Source organism: Kangiella sp. M94 (assembly GCF_054926195.1).
In genome coordinates this window covers 698,757-715,775 of sequence record NZ_CM142903.1, presented here as the reverse complement: position 1 = coordinate 715,775, position 17,019 = coordinate 698,757, and the positions used below count along the sequence as shown (strand labels likewise).

Below are 17,019 nucleotides of genomic sequence, written 5' to 3'. Positions count from 1 at the left end.
GCGAACACAGTTCGCCCCTACTTCTAAATCAATCTACTTAAATCTTCGTACGGACAAGGGCCTGCCCCATAGGGTACTCGTGAATTGTCACTACGAGTCAGACTTATTCTCTTTTGCAAACCAGTGTGCAATCTTCTTATCCAGCTTTTTCTGCTTTGAAAGTTTCTTCACCGGCACCAATGACCACTCAAGCCAACCATTTTCAGGCTTTAACTCTTTAGGTATATCAGCCTCATGTTTCATGAATTGTTCAATGCAGTACAGAATATCTCGGTTGTGCGATAAGTCAGGTGGGATATAGCAACCGATACGAATTCGCATCCCACGCTTCAATTTTCCATCTTTGTCATAAACTTTGCCTGGGCGATATAAGCTCACGATCAACGGACCTCCCAGTTGCTCCAAGCTGGCCGAAAAGCTCTTACATTCTGGCTGCAATTGATCCAGCCGAGCAGCATAGAATCGAAACCACTGTCTTGTATAAACTAGACCATTCTTTCGGTCCACTCGAATAGGAGGACCTGCCGGCCAGAATAAAATTAACAACCAAGGCAAAGCTGTAATTGCCATACTGCCGTAGACAAAAGTAAATCTACTGTGATACCTCTTTAGCTGATCATTAAAAAATGTGCTGTATTCTGGAATTTCTTGATTTCGATATATTCTTCTAGCCTTCAATGAATCAAACTGTTCCTGAATACGTTGCTTATAAGAAAAAACTTCAGCCCTTTGCTGAATAAATTCCCTATCGAATGCGTTATACCAGATTGCGGGTATTAACAAGAAAATACCAATGATATAGAGGTTCAGTTTTTGAAATAGAATCGCAAAACGTTTAACGTCGAATGTATTGTGGTCATAGCGTTTAATTGACTTAATAATAAAATTAAAATAATTCATAGTACCTATCTTACTGATTCGATGAGAGCGAGGTGCTTGGCAGTTTTTTAGTAGTACCGTATGGATCGCGATACTCTACTGAAACAGACAGCCCTAAGTTTTTATTTCTGACCAGATGCGAGATATCCACTAAAGCTACAGGCTCATGGGCAGACATACGAAACGGGACATTAGAATAGTTATTGTATCTGAACCCTGGACTATAATTACCCGGCGTTCCCTGGTACCTCTCTCTTACAGAAATGTTAACTTCGGGCGAATTACCTTCTTCATGAAACCTAGGTAAAAATAATTGGAAAGATTTACCTTTATTATCCACACGCACCAGCCTTGGCTGAAGAAACAGGTCTTCAAAGGCCCGCATTTCTTTTTCATAAAAACCTTTTATGCTTGCATAATTTGGGTCATTAGGATCTGATAGAATTTCCGAATCTTTAATAAGTTCGTTAATTGAAAGCCTTTCTACTTTATCACCCCAGTAATAATCGGACTTCCCCCAGAAGCTTTTATAAGCCCATTCCTCTACCGGATTGAGTGCTCCAAACCATTCGGTAATTAGACCTGCAGCAATAAATAAAAGAGCGATACCGACACCAATAGGTCCAATAAGAGCACCCGCCATCAGCAACGCTGAGCCAAATGCTGCCAGACTGCTACCATAGCCTTGAGCTTTATTGCCTGTCTTAAAGCCTTCATAGGCTGTGAAGGCGGTGAGTACCACACCGATGCCACCCAAAGCTTTACCTGCTAGCTGAGACACTCGTGGTCCAGATATGGCACCTATTTTAATCTTCGAAGTAAAGTTACCGACCTGCTTTAAGGTTTGGTTCTTGCCAAGTTTTGAGTACAGCTTATTTGCAAGGCTTCTAGATGATGTTCTTACAAAGTTTCCATTCGCATAGGTTTGTCTGCACTCATAAATATCATTGATAAGTGACCCGGTTAAGACAATGGAATTAAGAACGGTATTTTGGGCGATTTTACCGAGCGTTGTTTTTGCATCATTATTTTTATGGTTCTCAACCAAAAAGAACAGGCCTGAGAAATTCAGAAATGCAGATAATCCAGTCAGACTCACTCTGGTATCAACCTGAGAAAGTGCTTTCTCTTGAAAACCGGTTGATGGATAAAACTCTCCATCAATTGTCACGTATTGAAGATCAATAGTACTCATGCCAGTAGTTTTGTTAACGGTTTTACCAAGACTCTGCTGAAACTCAACCGTATTAGAGCTTTGTTGCGATATATTCGTTTGCCCAGCATCGAAAGCATTATTCGTTGGTGACTGACCAAATGTTCCGGACTTAATTACCTCTTCAATCTCATCAATCTTAACCGGTCGCTGCGCAATATCATCTACACCATAAAGTTTATTCAGGATATCCATAAACTTTGGGTGGCTATACTGAAATTGCAATTTGCCAAGCTCAGAACCATTTACTCTTAAAAATGAATCAAAAGACTCTGCGGCGGCCAAAGCAAGCTTAAGGTTCTGCTGAACACCAGACTTTACGGTTCTGGCTATTTTCCACCATATATTCAAATAGTCATCAATTGTCCTAGATAGTGATGGATTGCCTCCGGCACCTGATAAGGTGTTCATTTGATACTCTGAACCAGAAACAGTATTTCCAACTCCTAAAAAGAGCTGATTTAAAATATTCGAGGCGTAAGTGATCAACTCACAATCATGTTCTTCAGAAGAGCCGGTTATCAATGAAACAGCTTTATTCATTTGGTGGTGTATAGAATAGTCGCCCTCAAAGGCAACAAGATCTTGGTGTGCTGCCAATAAATTTTGAGTGATCGAATCAAACATCTTCTCACTTTCGAACAGTTCCTCCCAAATGGTATCTTCAACGATGATATCGTCATAAATGAAGTCTTTGATCCAGTTAGCATCATCAATGGTATCTTTGATCTTGGTAATTGCTTTTGCAGTACTCAATGGATATTGATGAGCAAGACTGAAAGCTGTGCTCTCATTATCATTCTTATGAATGCGCTCATTAATATCTAACACGCGACCTATTGGGTCATGTAGCGCTACGATGCGTGCGCACTCCAGTTCTTTAATTCCACTGAGCACATCATCCGAGTCTTGCGGAAAGATGCCGGTGTGTGCGTCTGCATAATCAGGTAGGAATGAAAAGTCGGAGAATAAGTCCTTTTTAAAATCGACTACATGGTTTTCCAGCTCTGACATTGGCATGGAGAAGTCGGTTTGTTGTGGCGCTAAATCTATCGGCACCATCAAAGTTTTGCGAAAGCTGGCATCTACTTCTGCCTTTTCAAAAAACTTCGCTGGCCAGCGGTGCTCACTGTAGGCAATTTCTATTTTGGTGACCTGTTTAGGCACAGAAACATAAGGATAGATTTTTGAATCATTAAAGCCCCAACGCCCTGCCGCATAACCGTCTAACCAGCTGTACTGACGGAACGAATAATCAAGCCCCACATAAGGATCCGTGTCAGGGTTGCGGATTGAAAACGGAATCGAGCTATAATCTTCCAAGACAGGAGAATTAAAATCGTCGAGCTGTGTTTGATAACGGAAAACCATCCAGTAGCCATTGCCAGTTTCAGTTCGGCTGGCTTCGTCTTCAATTTGGTTGGGCACAAAAATATAGACGTAACCCTGACGAATTCGGCGAAGCTCGTGATCGCCGGTATTCGTAATACAGCTTTCCTGGCTGATAGGTCGTGGAGTCTTAGAAAGTTCATTCAGCACGCTAGGCTTTATAGCGAAACGCGCTGGGAATATCGGTCGAATACCTTTTTCACAAGGCAGTATTGGATCAGTTGCAGATTGCGTCGCAGAAAATTGTTCACGTCCCATGTTGATTATTCTTCCTGTTGGTTCATGCGATAGGTATTGATGGCGTTGAGTAAAATCTGGTGTAACTCTTTGGCTTTTTCTACATCTGAATCGTCCTTGGCAACCAGGCAGTCATTAACCTCAGCCAAATCCAGTTCAAAATGATATGCCAATGCGTGACTATAAGCGTAATCATAAACGGCTCTTTCTGTGGTGTAATCATGGCGCAATGCTTCTTCACACCAGCTTCCCACCAAGTTTCGCTCCAGCTTGCCCAAGTGGAAAGGCTCTTCGGATAGTTCTTGTTGCAGAGATTGATAGATTGCTCTTTTGGTACGCTGCCAGCGGCTTTGCTGCATCCAGCCAAGTTCTACCTCTGTCAGACCAATCGAACTATGATCATTAAGCTGCTCATAATTCCTTGGCTCAATCCTGGTGAAGCCCTGCCCTTCTTCAGCTTCTAGAATCAATGACTGAATCAACGGCTCGCCCTGCTTTATGCCAAACCATTTCGCAATTCGTGCGCTATCATTTTGCATCCAACCGAAATAGTCCTGCGCCACACGAGGGTCATAAAAGCGAAAGAAATACCACTGGTCATTATCATCTTTCAGTTTGATGAATTTTTTACAGTGGCGTGCCACAGTATTTAAATCCGCATAGCTGTGCAGAAAGATCCCGCAGTGCTTGCCCCAATAACGGATAAAGACATCGCGGTGGAAGCTTGGAATATCGTCTTCTTCTAACTGCTGCTGCAATAGAGTCAGGTTGATTAGATAGGGGGCATAATCTTTAAGGTCTTTTTGAGCCTCGCCTCCAAGCAAACATTGCACACCCAAGTCTTCGGCTTTGGCCAAACTGAAAACACCCTCAAGCGAAGTCACCTGGGCGGCATCGAGCAATAAATAGGTGTTTAGTTGATGGTTTGGTGACTCGTCATCCGAGAAAACGTTGAATAAAGTGTCTTTTAAGACAGGATCAATCCAGGGCTTGCTCCAGCTAGGGCCTTTGGATTCTTCTAATGCTATTTGGCTTAACGCTTGGGTTTCAATGCTCAAGGTTGCTGTTTGATTATCACTATCCTGTGAAACAGCAGTATTACTTATGTCATTGATTAAACAGGTAGAACATCCTTGTTTCATAAAATCCTTTCTAGATGGGTAGGCTTAACAAAAACAAGGCGCATTCTATAGATTTAGCGTTCTATAGGTAAGGTAAATCAGGCTTGGATAGTTCGCAGTGCGAACTGATTCTCATAATTTTTAGATATATCTTAGAGTTTCATTATGATGGGGAGTTTGAGAAAGGACAACTCATGAGTTGTCCCTACAGTTAATACGATCTTCAATCAGGAACTCAATACCCCGCTGCTTCGGCGTTTGGTCTGCGCGGATCGGCAGAACCGTAAATATAGTCTTCCACCTGTATGGATTGAGTGCTGCCCATGGTACTTGAGTCATACAACTCGTAGCCTCTCGCTTTTAAAAGATCTCGCGTATCTGGGCTTATTGCAGGCTCGACAAACAAGCGATCCGGCAGCCATTGATGATGGAAACGTGCGGTATGGGTGGCTTCAGCGACATTCATCTCATGATCGACGACGTTGACCACCATTTGCAGCACCGTCGTAATGATTCGACTACCGCCTGGACTTCCAGTAACCAGTTTCACTTTGCCGTCTTTGAAGACCATGGTTGGAGTCATCGAGCTTAAAGGACGCTTTTGAGGCTCAATGGCATTGGCTTCACCACCAATCAAACCATAGGCATTCGGAGTACCGGGCTTGGAGGAAAAATCATCCATTTCGTTGTTAAGCAATATCCCGGTGCCTTCGGCAACAATCCCTGAGCCATAGGAAAAGTTCAGGGTGTAGGTATTGGAAACTGCATTGCCCCATTGATCCACCACCGAAAAATGCGTGGTGTCTGGACTTTCGTATTTTGGTTTTGTACCAGCACTAATCTCGCTGGATGGCGTCACCTTATCCATTTCAATGGTCTTGGCCAGCTTCTTGGCATACACTTTGCTTGTCAGCCATTCTAAGGGCACGTCATAAAAATCGGTATCGCCAAGGTGCTTGCTTCGATCAGCATAAGCACGTTTCATGCTTTCGGTCATGACGTGGATAGAATTGGCAGAATTGACGCCCATCTCTTTAATCGGGAAATGCTCAAGAATATTGAGCATTTGAATCAGGTGTACACCACCAGAGCTTGATGGAGGCATGGTTACAATCTGGTGCCCACGATAATCGCCCGTTAATGGCTTGCGAACCACAGGCTTATAATTAGCAAGGTCTTCCAGCGTAATCAGGCCACCATGCTTTGCCATATCCGCAACCAGTCGCTTGGCAATCTCACCTTCATAAAATGCTTTTGAGCCGTGCTTCTGTAGTTGCTTAAGCGACCAGGCCAAATCAGGTTGCTTAAAGATTTCTCCAGCCTGATAGGTAGAGCCATCCTCTTTATAAAAAGCCTTACGAGTCGCCTCGTTTAGCATACGGCTACGACGGCGCTCCAGGTTATTGGACAAATCCCAGGTCACCTCAAATCCATTCTCCGCCAAATCAATGGCCGGCTGAATAACCTCTTCCCAGTCCATTGTTCCGTATTGCTCCAAGGCTAACTCCATGCCCGCAACGGTTCCCGGCACCCCTGCCGACAAATGACTAAAGCGTGCTTTAATAGGATTGACACTGCCATCAGCATTTAGAAACAGATTACGATGCGCTTTAGCGGGTGCCATTTCACGATAATCAATCGCCACCGTTTCGCCTTTCTCGGCAAGGTGAACCAGCATAAAACCGCCACCACCCAAGTTTCCAGCACGTGGCAGAACCACCGCCAAGGCTAGCGACGTCGCCACCGCAGCATCAACCGCATTACCGCCTTTACGCAAAATATCACGGCCGACACGACTGGCAATATACTGCTGCGACACCACCATGCCCTTTTCAGCCACCACCGGATGATGAATACTCAGGTAATCAATAATCGCTGGCGCTTCTTTGCCCTCCGAGCTGGCATAGGCAGCAAAGCTCAGCATAAGAGACAGCAGCAAGCCGATAAAGGTAAAGATAACTGTACGAATCATAGTCATAACAAACGTTAAGTCATTCAAAGATGCGGTCAGTGTAAACCATATCGATATAAAGTCGAAGACTCAGTAAAAAATCACGCAGCAGTGCCAATTATAGGATGGGTTAGCTCTTTGAGCGTAACCCATCGATTGCTTTCTTGATGGGTTACGGCTGAAGCCTAACCCATCCTATGAAAACACAAACATTATGGTAGGGGCGAGCTGCCGTCGCCCAGGATCCTAAATAAGTATCCGACGTATAGTGGGCTTTAGCCCACCGGATATATGGCGGGCCAAGGCCCGCCCTACGGACAAGTCATGAGCTGTCCCTACAATTCACTCTCAAAAACATCCTCACTTGTTTGATTCATATCAAGGGCTTTGCCAAAGGCTAGCCATAGAATGTGCTCATTGCTCTGACATGAAGAAAGATATGCAAACTGTTTGCATAAGTGCTATGGAGAATGAAACCATGATGCCACTTGACCAATTACGCTCACAAATCGATACCATTGATGAGCAGCTTTTAACGCTGTTGAAACAACGCTCTCAAGTGATTGACCAGATCTCAGATCTGAAAGGTGAGCTGGGCTTGCCATTACACTGCCCGGAACGCGAACGCCAAATCATCAACAATATCTGTTCGCAAAACCCTACGCTTTATCACCAGCTGGATCTGGTCTGTATTTTTCGTGCCGTTTTTAATGCCAGTTTGAATCTACAACTTCTAAAAAACACCAAACAAGCAGGTTAAATCAATTCATGGAATTAGTATGTCCAGCGGGCAATTACCCGTCATTAGTCAAAGCCGTTGATCAAGGCGCTGATGCCGTTTATATCGGCTTTAAAAATGCAACCAATGCGCGCCATTTTTCAGGTCTGAACTTTAGCGAAAAACATCTGCACAAAGGCATCGACTACGCTCATAAAAATAACTGCAAGGTATATTGCGCGATCAATACCTACCCCAGACAGGACGGCTGGCAAACATGGGCATCCAGTGTCGATATGGCTATGGGGATTGGGATTGATAGCCTGATTGTTGCTGACAGTGGCATCATGGACTATATCCGTTCGCGTTCAGGTGATTTCCCCATTCATTTATCAGTGCAGGCCTCGGCAACTAATCTTGAAGCGCTGAATTTTTATCATCAGAATTTTGGCATTAAGCGCGCAGTTTTACCGCGCGTTTTATCATTAAAGCAGGTCACTCAATTAGCACAAAAATCACCGGTAGAAATTGAGGTGTTTGGCTTTGGCAGTCTCTGCATCATGGCCGAAGGTCGCTGCTACTTATCGTCTTACTTAACCGGCGAATCACCGAATACCCAGGGCGTCTGCTCGCCCTCTTCTCATGTGCGCTGGGAAGAAAATGAAGGCGTGCTCAAGAGTCGATTAAACCACCTGCTGATTGACCAATTTGAAGAAGGCGAAAATGCAGGCTACCCGACGCTTTGCAAAGGCCGCTTTGAAGTTGAAGGTAATATCGAATACGCCCTGGAAGAACCCACCAGTCTGAACACCATGGACATTCTACCTGAACTGCACCAGGCCGGTGTGGTAGCGATCAAAATAGAAGGTCGCCAGCGCAGCCCTGCCTACATTGAAACAGTGGCCAACGTCTGGCGCAAAGCGATTGACTCAGTCCTCAAAAACTCAGTCAAACCCACCGAACAGGACAAACAGAAGCTCACAGCACTGTCAGAGGGCCGCCAAACGACCATTGGCGCCTATGAACGCAGCTGGCAATAAACACTATGAAAACAACACTCGCAGCCGTCCCTTATTTCTGGACCAAACAAGCCTATCAGGACTTTTACCAGCAAGTTGCTGACACCGATATTGATGCCGTCTATCTGGGTGAAACCGTTTGCTCAAAACGTCGCAGCATGACTCTGCAAGACTGGATTGAGATTGGCAAGCTGTTAGCCAGCAACGGCAAACAGGTAGTGCTTTCAGCCATGACCTTGCTCGAAGCCGAATCAGAGTTGAACTACCTGAAAAACATTGTCCAGCAAGGTGATTTCCTGATCGAAGCCAATGACATGTCAGCGATACAAGTTGCCAATCAAGCCAGCAGGCCGTTTGTTGCCGGCAATGCCATCAATATCTATAACAACCAGTCGCTAAGTCTGTTCAACAAATTAGGCATGACCCGCTGGAACATTCCGGTTGAACTTGGCCAGCAAGATCTTAAACCCGTCGTGCCCAAAGCACAGGAGCTTGGCGTAGAACTTGAATATCAGGTTTATGGGCGAATGCCACTGGCCTATTCAGCTCGCTGCTTCACCGCTCGCCATCATGATCTGCCCAAAGATCGCTGCCAGTTTAAATGCAAAGATGATGTGGAAGGTATTCCTGTCAAAACTCGCGAAGGCGATAGCTTTGCCCAGATTAATGGCATCCAGACTCAATCAGGAAAAGTCAGCAATTTACTCAATCACTGGCAGAAACTAGAAGCCGCTGGAATCGATTATGCGCGTATTGTGCCCGTAGCACCGGAAACAACCCTAGAGGTTATTCATGCATTGACTGATGCCATTAACAGCAACCAAGCAACCGTTAATTTTACAGACAACACTCGCGAATATTGCAACGGCTACTGGTTTCAGATGGCAGGCCTGGAAATGATCGCCTGATAGTGCTGCAACAGCGTCAGCACCACTTTTGGTATAGCCTCAGGGTCTAGCGTATCCAGCGTATTTTTAACATGATGCGCCAACTCCGTATCACCACCAATGGTTAACTTTCGCTGGAAAAATAACGTATCCGGATCAACCTTGTGCTGTACCATATCAATCGCATCAACCGTCATAACCGACAAATGAGCATTTGCCTCGCACGCCTGGCGCACAACCTCACGACAGACAAACTGACCATTACGAAAACCAAGCGTCACAAACAATCGCGCATCCCTGATTTCAACCTGCAACCACTTGTCGGTCAGATAATCGAAGTCGCCATCCGCAACCTGCTCCTGCAACACACGATTTAGCACTGACTCAATCACTTTCCGATTAATCACCTGTGGCACCCAGACCATACAAGAACCCAAATTATTCGGAGCCAGAACAGAAGCGAATTTAGGTAATAAAACAGACTTCACATTATCAGCAAAAGGAAGGTTTAGAACGCCATAGGATTCAGCCATAAAGATTCATCAATTGTTGGAGTTAGCTCATTATAAGAATTGCACAGCAAATAAAGCATGACCTTGATCATGCGCCTCCTTATTCACAGTGTAAGGCATAAGTACTATAGGATGGGTTAGCAAAGCGTAACCCATCAAATTAGAGCAGATTATGAAATACATTCCCTAAAGGGATTTCCTTTGGTCACCTTTATTTCACCAGAGGCCAGCTTCGCTGTTTAAAATCGTTCCAGACGACTTTAATCCGGGTCAAGCCCGGAATGACGAATATGAGGTACGGGCAAGGGTCCGCCCTTAGTACGGACAACTCATGAGTTGTCCCTACAACGCCGAACCAGCCCATGGGAGAAATGGTGTTCGCCCATACTCACCCAAAAACTCAACACCCAAGCAATGACAAGCATAATGTAGGGGCGACCTGCGGTCGCCCAAGATCCTGAATTACCTAGATGATGATAAGAATAATAGGCTTTTGCCAAAGATTGACCCTGGCAGACTTCTTAGAACACATTTAAGGAATGACACTTGCCAACAGAGAAATATCCCCCAAGGAATGTCATCCTGAATTTAATTCAGGCGACCGAAGGAAATCCCTTTAGGGAGTCTGCTCTTTAACATCACTGGATTCCGGAGCGAGCCCGGAATGACGAATATGAGGTACGGGCAAGAGTCCGCCCTTAGTACGGACAACTCATGAGTTGTCCTTAAAAAATGATATCCTCACATGATTATCCTCTTGATCCAGGTCATTTCCCCTAAACTTTCTGTGGTTGTTTAGAAACCGCCTATCCCTCATAATATGCAGTCTTTCGATGGCAAGATTTACTCATTGTCGCTTTCGATTCATTCCGTCGCGAAAATTGCGCAAAAACAAGGTGTTATCAGCTGATGGGCGAGTATCTGCTACTCTTTATCGGTACCGTTTTGGTCAATAATTTTGTTCTGGTGAAGTTCCTTGGGCTTTGTCCATTCATGGGCGTGTCCGGAAAACTGGAAACGGCCATAGGTATGTCAGTGGCAACCACTTTTGTTCTAACACTTGCTTCTGCGCTGAGTTACATCGTTAATACCTTTATCCTTGCCCCTCTTGGCATGGAGTACCTGCAAACCCTTTCCTTCATTTTGGTCATTGCCGTTATGGTGCAATTGACGGAAATGATTATTCATAAGACCAGCCCGATTCTGTATCGCTTGCTGGGTATTTTCCTGCCTTTAATTACTACCAACTGCGCGGTATTAGGCGTTGCGTTGCTTAACGTTAATGAAGCTCATAACTTTGTACAGTCAGTAATTTATGGTTTTGGCGCAGCGGTTGGTTTTTCACTGGTTCTGATTTTATTTGCGGCTATGCGTGAGCGTTTGGCTGCGGCAGATGTACCACTCCCTTTCAAGGGCGCTTCAATAGCAATGATCACTGCGGGGCTGATGTCGCTCGCTTTCATGGGCTTTTCTGGCCTCGTTAAGCTGTAAGGTTGTCCATGGATTTACTCGTAGCAGTTATTATTCTTGCTGTGCTTGGCCTGATTTTCGGCGCCATTCTTGGCTTCGCGTCGGTGAAGTTCAAGGTTGAAGGCGACCCGATTGTTGATCAGATCAATGATATATTGCCACAAACACAATGCGGCCAATGCGGTTATCCCGGCTGCAAGCCCTATGCCGAAGCCATCGCCAATGGTGATGAAATTAATAAGTGCCCTCCGGGCGGCGAAGCCGGCGTTAAGGCACTGGCAGATCTACTTGGTCGTGAAGTGATACCTCTCGATGAAGAGCGTGGCGAAGAACAACCACCGCGTGTTGCTTATATCCGCGAAGACGAGTGCATCGGTTGTACCAAATGTATTCAGGCCTGTCCTGTCGACGCCATTTTAGGCGCTCCAAAGCTAATGCATACCGTCATTATTGACGAGTGTACAGGCTGCGACTTATGTGTTGAACCCTGCCCAGTAGACTGCATCGACATGCTTGAAATTCCACAGACTGTTTCTACCTGGAAATGGCAACAGCCGGAACAGATGGAGTTAAATCAAATTCCTATCAAGCAGATTTTCAGTAAGGAGTCCCATTAATGGAACGCTCCAACTATAAATCTGAAATCCCCATTTTCGAGTTTCCCGGTGGTATTCATCCCAAGGAACACAAAGTCCAATCGAACCAGACATCGATTCAGGATATTCCACTACCCAAACAGCTAGTCATCAACCTTAAAGGGCAGGCTGGAAACCGCTCGCTACCCGTTGTGAATGTTGGTGACACTGTATTAAAAGGTCAGGTCATAGCTGAGAGTGATGGTATTTTCAGCACCCATCACCACGCTCCCAGTTCTGGTACTGTTGTGGCGATTGAAAAACGTCCCATCGCGCATCCTTCCGGCCTTGATGATTTATGCGTGGTCATCGAAACCGATGGCAAAGATCAGTGGTGCGATTTAAGTCCCAAGCCCAATACTCATAATTTACAACGTGCGGAAATCCTGGCGCACATTTGTGAAAGCGGTATTGTCGGTTTAGGTGGCGCCTCATTCCCGGCCCATATCAAACTCAAGCGAGAGTCAGGAATCGACACCCTGATTATCAATGCAGCCGAGTGCGAACCTTATATCACCTGCGATGATCGTTTGCTGCAAGAACATGCGGTAGAAGTTTTAAAAGGTGCGCAAATCATTAGCCAGCTCTACCAAAACTTAAAGATTATCATTGGCATTGAAGACAATAAACCTGATGCCATTGACGCTTTAGTAGCGGCACGAAAAGAGCTTGGAATGGACACAGTCAAAATTGCTGTAGTGCCGACCAAATATCCAAGCGGTGGCGAAAAGCAGCTCATCCAGTTGTTGACTGGTAAAGAGGTTCCGCATGGTGGATTACCGGCTGACTTAGGGCTGGTCATGCACAACGTTGGCACCTGCTTCGCGATTTACGAAGCCTTTGAGTTTGGTAAACCACTAGTGTCACGCATTGTCACCCTGACTGGTGAAGCATGCCAAAAGCCGGGCAACTATCGGATACCTTTTGGCACTCCGGTCGAGCATTTAATGTCGATCTGTGACGCTAATAATCCTGGCGTACTGGTGATGGGTGGCCCCATGATGGGTTTTGAATTACCGAACCCTAAAGTGGGCATTGTCAAAGCTACTAACTGTGTCATTATGGCCGCGCCTAAAGAGTTGAAACACGATCACTTAGCTCTGCCTTGTATTCGTTGTGGCGCCTGCATGGATGCCTGTCCCGCCTCTTTATTGCCTCAACAATTATATTGGCACGCCAAGTCTGATGAATTTGAAAAAGCCGAAGAGTACGATTTGTTTGATTGCATCGAGTGCGGTGCCTGTGCGTATGTGTGTCCAAGTGATATTCCACTAGTGCAATACTATCGCTACGCCAAGTCTACCATTCGCAACCAAAAAGTGGAAAAGACCAAAGCCGATAAAGCACGCTTACGCCATGAAGCTCGCCAGGAGCGACTGGAACGCGTGAAGCGTGAGAAAGCGGAGAAACATCGCAAGGCAGCAGAAGCAAGACGAAAAGCAGCCGAAGCAACCAATGAAGATGATGCAAAAAAATCAGCAGTTGCCGCAGCGCTTGCTCGAGTAAAAGCGAAAAAAGCACAGCAGGACGATGAACCTGGCACTGAATCGCCACATACAAAAACCGACAACAAGGATACTGACGCATGAGCCTGATCTCTTCGCCATTTGCCAAAAAGCCGACGTCAGTCACCGAGGTGATGCTGTGGGTTATTGGAGCAACTCTGCCAGGCTTATTCGCGCTAGTCTATTTCTTTGGTGTCGGAGTCATTATTAACATCATTCTCGCCAGCATCACAGCGCTGGCCACCGAAGCTCTCATTCTGAAAATTCGTCAACGTCCAGTGGCGCCCACTTTATTCGACGGTAGCGCGCTAGTTACCGGCTGGTTATTGGCTCTCGCTATCCCGCCCCTGCTTCCCTGGTGGATGACAGTTCTCGGCGTTTCATTCGCTATGGTGTTTGCCAAACATGTTTATGGCGGCTTGGGCAATAACCTGTTTAATCCTGCGATGGTTGGCTACGTACTACTGCTGATCTCCTTCCCGCTGGAAATGACCTCATGGCTTCCACCAGCTGATCTGGCTCAAAATCCAATTGGCTTTATGGATGCGGTATCCTACATTTTTACGGGCACCAGCATGAGTGGCGACTCGATAACAGCAGCGCGCATGGGAGTAGATGGATTTACCATGGCTACTCCTCTCGATCATGTTAAAACAGAGTTGGCTCAGGGTTATCGCCTGGCCGAAATTGAAACTCACGCAGTGATTAATGGCTTATCTGGTTCTGGTTGGCAGTGGGTTAACCTAGGCTTCCTTGGCGGTGGCTTGGTACTGATGTTCCGTAAAGTCATTGGCTGGCAGATTCCAGTAGGAATGCTTTTAGGGATGGTGCTCATGTCATTCGTAATGTTTGCCAGTAACAGCGACCACTACTTATCACCAAGCTTCCACCTATTCGCGGGCGCAACCATGCTTGGCGCATTCTTCATTGCGACCGATCCTGTGACCGCATCCACTACACCGAAAGGTCGCTGGATTTTTGGTTTAGGCATTGGCGTTATCACTATTCTTATCAGAACTTTTGGCGGTTACCCTGATGCTATCGCTTTTGCTGTGTTGCTGATGAACATGACCGTACCGATGCTCGACTATTACACCAAACCCAAAGTTTATGGCCACAAAGCAAAACGTCCACAAGGAGATACCGATGCTCACTAAAATGATTAGTAAGAACGGATTGATTCTGGCGATTTTTGCGGCAGTGTGCGTGGGCCTAATTGCGATAACCTACTACATTACGCGCGACACTATTGCTGGAGAGATGGAAGCGGCTCTGGCACGAACCTTAAATCAATTAGTAGAGCAAAGTGAATACAATAATGACGTCTATCATGACTGTACATTAATAGCCGATGCCGGTGACCTAGGTTCCAACAAACCGTTGAAAGCCTATCGCATGCGGCAGAATGGAGAGCCTGTTGCCGTGGTAATGGAGTCAATAGCTCCGAATGGCTACAGCGGAAAAATAAGCATGGTAGTGGGTATTTATGCAGACGGTACTATAACTGGCGTGCGCGTTACTGATCACAAAGAAACGCCAGGGCTTGGCGATAAAGTTGACGCTAAAAAAAGCGACTGGATATTAAAGTTTGAAGGTAAATCATTAAGCAATCCAAATATTGAAGAATGGACGGTCAGTAAAGATGGAGGCCAATTTGATGCCTTCACCGGAGCAACCATTACGCCGCGTGCCGTCATTCAGCAAGTCGCAAAAACATTGGTCTTCTTCGAAAACAACAAGCAACAGCTGTTCGAAGGACCACAAAACTGTGGAGGAAATAATGATTAATTCCGAACACAAGACCATCATCAAAAACGGCCTATGGGACAACAATCCAGCGCTGGTACAATTACTTGGCCTATGTCCATTACTGGCAGTCAGTAATACCTTTATTAATGGCCTGGCACTTGGTCTTGCCACCACCTGGGTGTTGGCCGGCTCGAACGGCTCTGTGTCGCTGGTTCGAAACTATATTCCCAAAGAAATACGTATCCCGATTTTCGTTATGATGATTGCCAGCTTTGTGACGAATGTTGGTCTGATCATGAATGCCTTCACTTACGATCTTTATTTAACACTCGGTATTTTCATTCCGTTGATCGTCACTAACTGCGCCATCATTGGCCGCGCCGAAGCTTTCGCATCTAAAAACAAATTCTTCCCATCACTGCTTGATGGCGTCATGCAAGGTTTAGGCTTTACAGCCGTATTATGTACGCTAGGGGCGTTACGCGAAATGATTGGTCAAGGCACTCTCTTCTCTGGTGCCGAACAACTGTTTGGTGAGTGGGCCAGTGACTTGACGATTTCTTTTTATCTGACCGACTCAACATTCCTCTTCGCAATATTGCCACCAGGTGCATTCGTTGGACTGGGAATTCTGATCGCTATAAAAAATGGTATTGATAACAAAAGAGCTGAACGTGCCAAAGCAACCAAAGCAGCACCCGTTCAAAGTGGCGAGGCTTTAAGTCATGAATAAAGCCAAGCGTCAGGAGATATTCGAGCGACTGCGTGACCATAATCCCAACCCAGAAACTGAACTGGAATACAGCTCCACTTTCGAGTTGCTGATTGCCGTCATTTTATCGGCGCAAGCAACCGACGTTGGAGTTAACAAAGCAACCCGTAAACTCTATCCGGTAGCCAATACACCCGAAGCTATTTATACCCTGGGAGAAGAAGGACTCAAGGAATACATCAAAACCATTGGCCTGTTTAACAGTAAAGCCAAAAACGTCATTTCATGCTGTAAGGACCTGATCGAAAAACATAATTCTATCGTTCCAGACAATCGCAAAGACCTCGAAGCACTGGCTGGCGTTGGCCGCAAAACCGCCAATGTGGTTCTCAACACCGCTTTCAGACAACCTGCCATGGCCGTAGATACACACATCTTCCGTGTATCTAACCGTACCAAAATCGCGCCCGGAAAAAACGTCCGCCAGGTCGAAGAAAAGCTACTTAAGTTTGTCCCTGAAGAATTCCTGCTTGATGCTCACCATTGGCTAATCCTGCACGGCCGCTACACCTGCCTCGCCAGAAAACCCCGCTGCGGCAGCTGCATAATTGAAGATCTGTGTGAATTTAAAGATAAGACTAGTGATTAAAGGTCATTGAACACAGGGCGTATCTAAGCCCCCAGCAACCACTCTCTCTAGGAATGTCATTCTGAATTTAATTCAGAATCCGCTCTTTAAATCTCTTAAAATCACTAGGTTCCAGATCAAGCCTGGAATGACATAGTTGATGGTGCTATGCCTCTCATAGATTGGAACAGCGCCGAAGCAACGCCATCCAACACCCAAACCGTAGTAACTTACAGCATCTGACGATTGATATTGTTAATGTCGGAAGACGACCTGAAAGGTCTTTTCCGACCTACATTTCCAGTAGCAAGTGGACTACTCGGGCTATCCTGCCCTCGCCCTTCGGGCCAGACTAAAGTCTGTTCAAAATTGCTCCTGGCAATTTTGTCAAACC

General features: G+C 45.8%; 15 protein-coding genes. 10 read left to right on the top strand and 5 right to left on the bottom strand.

Features of this window, described 5'->3' with window-relative positions:
• Positions 1-90: 90 nt before the first annotated feature.
• The 4 genes from ACYTXU_RS03360 to ggt all read right to left on the bottom strand — a co-directional run bounded on the left by ACYTXU_RS03360 (position 91) and on the right by ggt (position 6,817).
• Positions 91-900 (bottom strand): hypothetical protein, encoded by an 810-nt coding sequence (locus tag ACYTXU_RS03360; protein ID WP_462208357.1) that lies wholly within the window; start codon positions 898-900, stop codon positions 91-93.
• A 10-nt stretch (positions 901-910) separates the two neighbouring features.
• Positions 911-3,739, bottom strand: coding sequence for a toxin VasX (locus ACYTXU_RS03355; protein WP_462208356.1), 2,829 nt, complete (start codon positions 3,737-3,739; stop codon positions 911-913).
• Positions 3,740-3,744: 5 nt separating this feature from the next.
• Positions 3,745-4,860, bottom strand: a complete 1,116-nt coding sequence (locus tag ACYTXU_RS03350; protein ID WP_462208354.1) for a DUF4123 domain-containing protein — start codon at positions 4,858-4,860, stop codon at positions 3,745-3,747.
• Positions 4,861-5,074: 214 nt separating this feature from the next.
• On the bottom strand, positions 5,075-6,817 hold the full coding sequence (gene ggt / locus ACYTXU_RS03345; protein ID WP_462208352.1) for a gamma-glutamyltransferase: 1,743 nt from the start codon (positions 6,815-6,817) through the stop codon (positions 5,075-5,077).
• A gap of 412 nt (positions 6,818-7,229) precedes the next feature.
• Between ggt and ACYTXU_RS03340 the strand changes: the two genes are divergently transcribed.
• Genes ACYTXU_RS03340 through ACYTXU_RS03330 form a run of 3 tightly spaced genes read left to right on the top strand, consistent with a single transcriptional unit; the run spans position 7,230 to position 9,435 of the window.
• On the top strand, positions 7,230-7,550 hold the full coding sequence (locus ACYTXU_RS03340; RefSeq protein WP_462208350.1) for a chorismate mutase: 321 nt from the start codon (positions 7,230-7,232) through the stop codon (positions 7,548-7,550).
• An 8-nt stretch (positions 7,551-7,558) separates the two neighbouring features.
• On the top strand, positions 7,559-8,548 hold the full coding sequence (gene ubiU / locus ACYTXU_RS03335) for a ubiquinone anaerobic biosynthesis protein UbiU (RefSeq protein WP_462208348.1): 990 nt from the start codon (positions 7,559-7,561) through the stop codon (positions 8,546-8,548).
• Positions 8,549-8,553: 5 nt separating this feature from the next.
• On the top strand, positions 8,554-9,435 hold the full coding sequence (locus ACYTXU_RS03330; RefSeq protein WP_462208347.1) for a U32 family peptidase: 882 nt from the start codon (positions 8,554-8,556) through the stop codon (positions 9,433-9,435).
• Here the strand turns inward: ACYTXU_RS03330 and ubiT are convergent.
• Positions 9,405-9,947, bottom strand: coding sequence for a ubiquinone anaerobic biosynthesis accessory factor UbiT (gene ubiT, locus ACYTXU_RS03325; RefSeq protein ID WP_462208346.1), 543 nt, complete (start codon positions 9,945-9,947; stop codon positions 9,405-9,407). The genes ACYTXU_RS03330 and ubiT overlap by 31 nt on opposite strands.
• A gap of 888 nt (positions 9,948-10,835) precedes the next feature.
• Here ubiT and rsxA point away from each other — a divergent pair.
• Genes rsxA through nth form a run of 7 tightly spaced genes read left to right on the top strand, consistent with a single transcriptional unit; the run spans position 10,836 to position 16,646 of the window.
• Entirely contained in the window at positions 10,836-11,417 is a 582-nt protein-coding gene (rsxA, locus tag ACYTXU_RS03320) for an electron transport complex subunit RsxA (RefSeq protein ID WP_018625604.1), read from the top strand.
• An 8-nt stretch (positions 11,418-11,425) separates the two neighbouring features.
• Complete coding sequence (gene rsxB, locus ACYTXU_RS03315; RefSeq protein WP_462208345.1) at positions 11,426-12,013, top strand: electron transport complex subunit RsxB; 588 nt, start codon at positions 11,426-11,428, stop codon at positions 12,011-12,013.
• Entirely contained in the window at positions 12,013-13,620 is a 1,608-nt protein-coding gene (gene rsxC / locus ACYTXU_RS03310) for an electron transport complex subunit RsxC (protein WP_462208343.1), read from the top strand. Before rsxB ends, rsxC begins: the two co-directional genes overlap by 1 nt.
• On the top strand, positions 13,617-14,693 hold the full coding sequence (gene rsxD / locus ACYTXU_RS03305; RefSeq protein ID WP_462208341.1) for an electron transport complex subunit RsxD: 1,077 nt from the start codon (positions 13,617-13,619) through the stop codon (positions 14,691-14,693). Before rsxC ends, rsxD begins: the two co-directional genes overlap by 4 nt.
• On the top strand, positions 14,683-15,324 hold the full coding sequence (gene rsxG, locus ACYTXU_RS03300) for an electron transport complex subunit RsxG (RefSeq protein ID WP_462208340.1): 642 nt from the start codon (positions 14,683-14,685) through the stop codon (positions 15,322-15,324). Before rsxD ends, rsxG begins: the two co-directional genes overlap by 11 nt.
• A complete protein-coding gene (locus ACYTXU_RS03295) occupies positions 15,317-16,018 on the top strand; it encodes an electron transport complex subunit E (RefSeq protein WP_462208338.1) in 702 nt (233 codons plus the stop codon). The genes rsxG and ACYTXU_RS03295 overlap by 8 nt, the downstream gene beginning before the upstream one ends.
• The gene (gene nth / locus ACYTXU_RS03290) at positions 16,011-16,646 is read left to right on the top strand and encodes an endonuclease III (RefSeq protein ID WP_462208337.1); all 636 of its coding nucleotides are present in this window, start codon (positions 16,011-16,013) and stop codon (positions 16,644-16,646) included. The genes ACYTXU_RS03295 and nth overlap by 8 nt, the downstream gene beginning before the upstream one ends.
• Positions 16,647-17,019 lie beyond the last annotated feature (373 nt).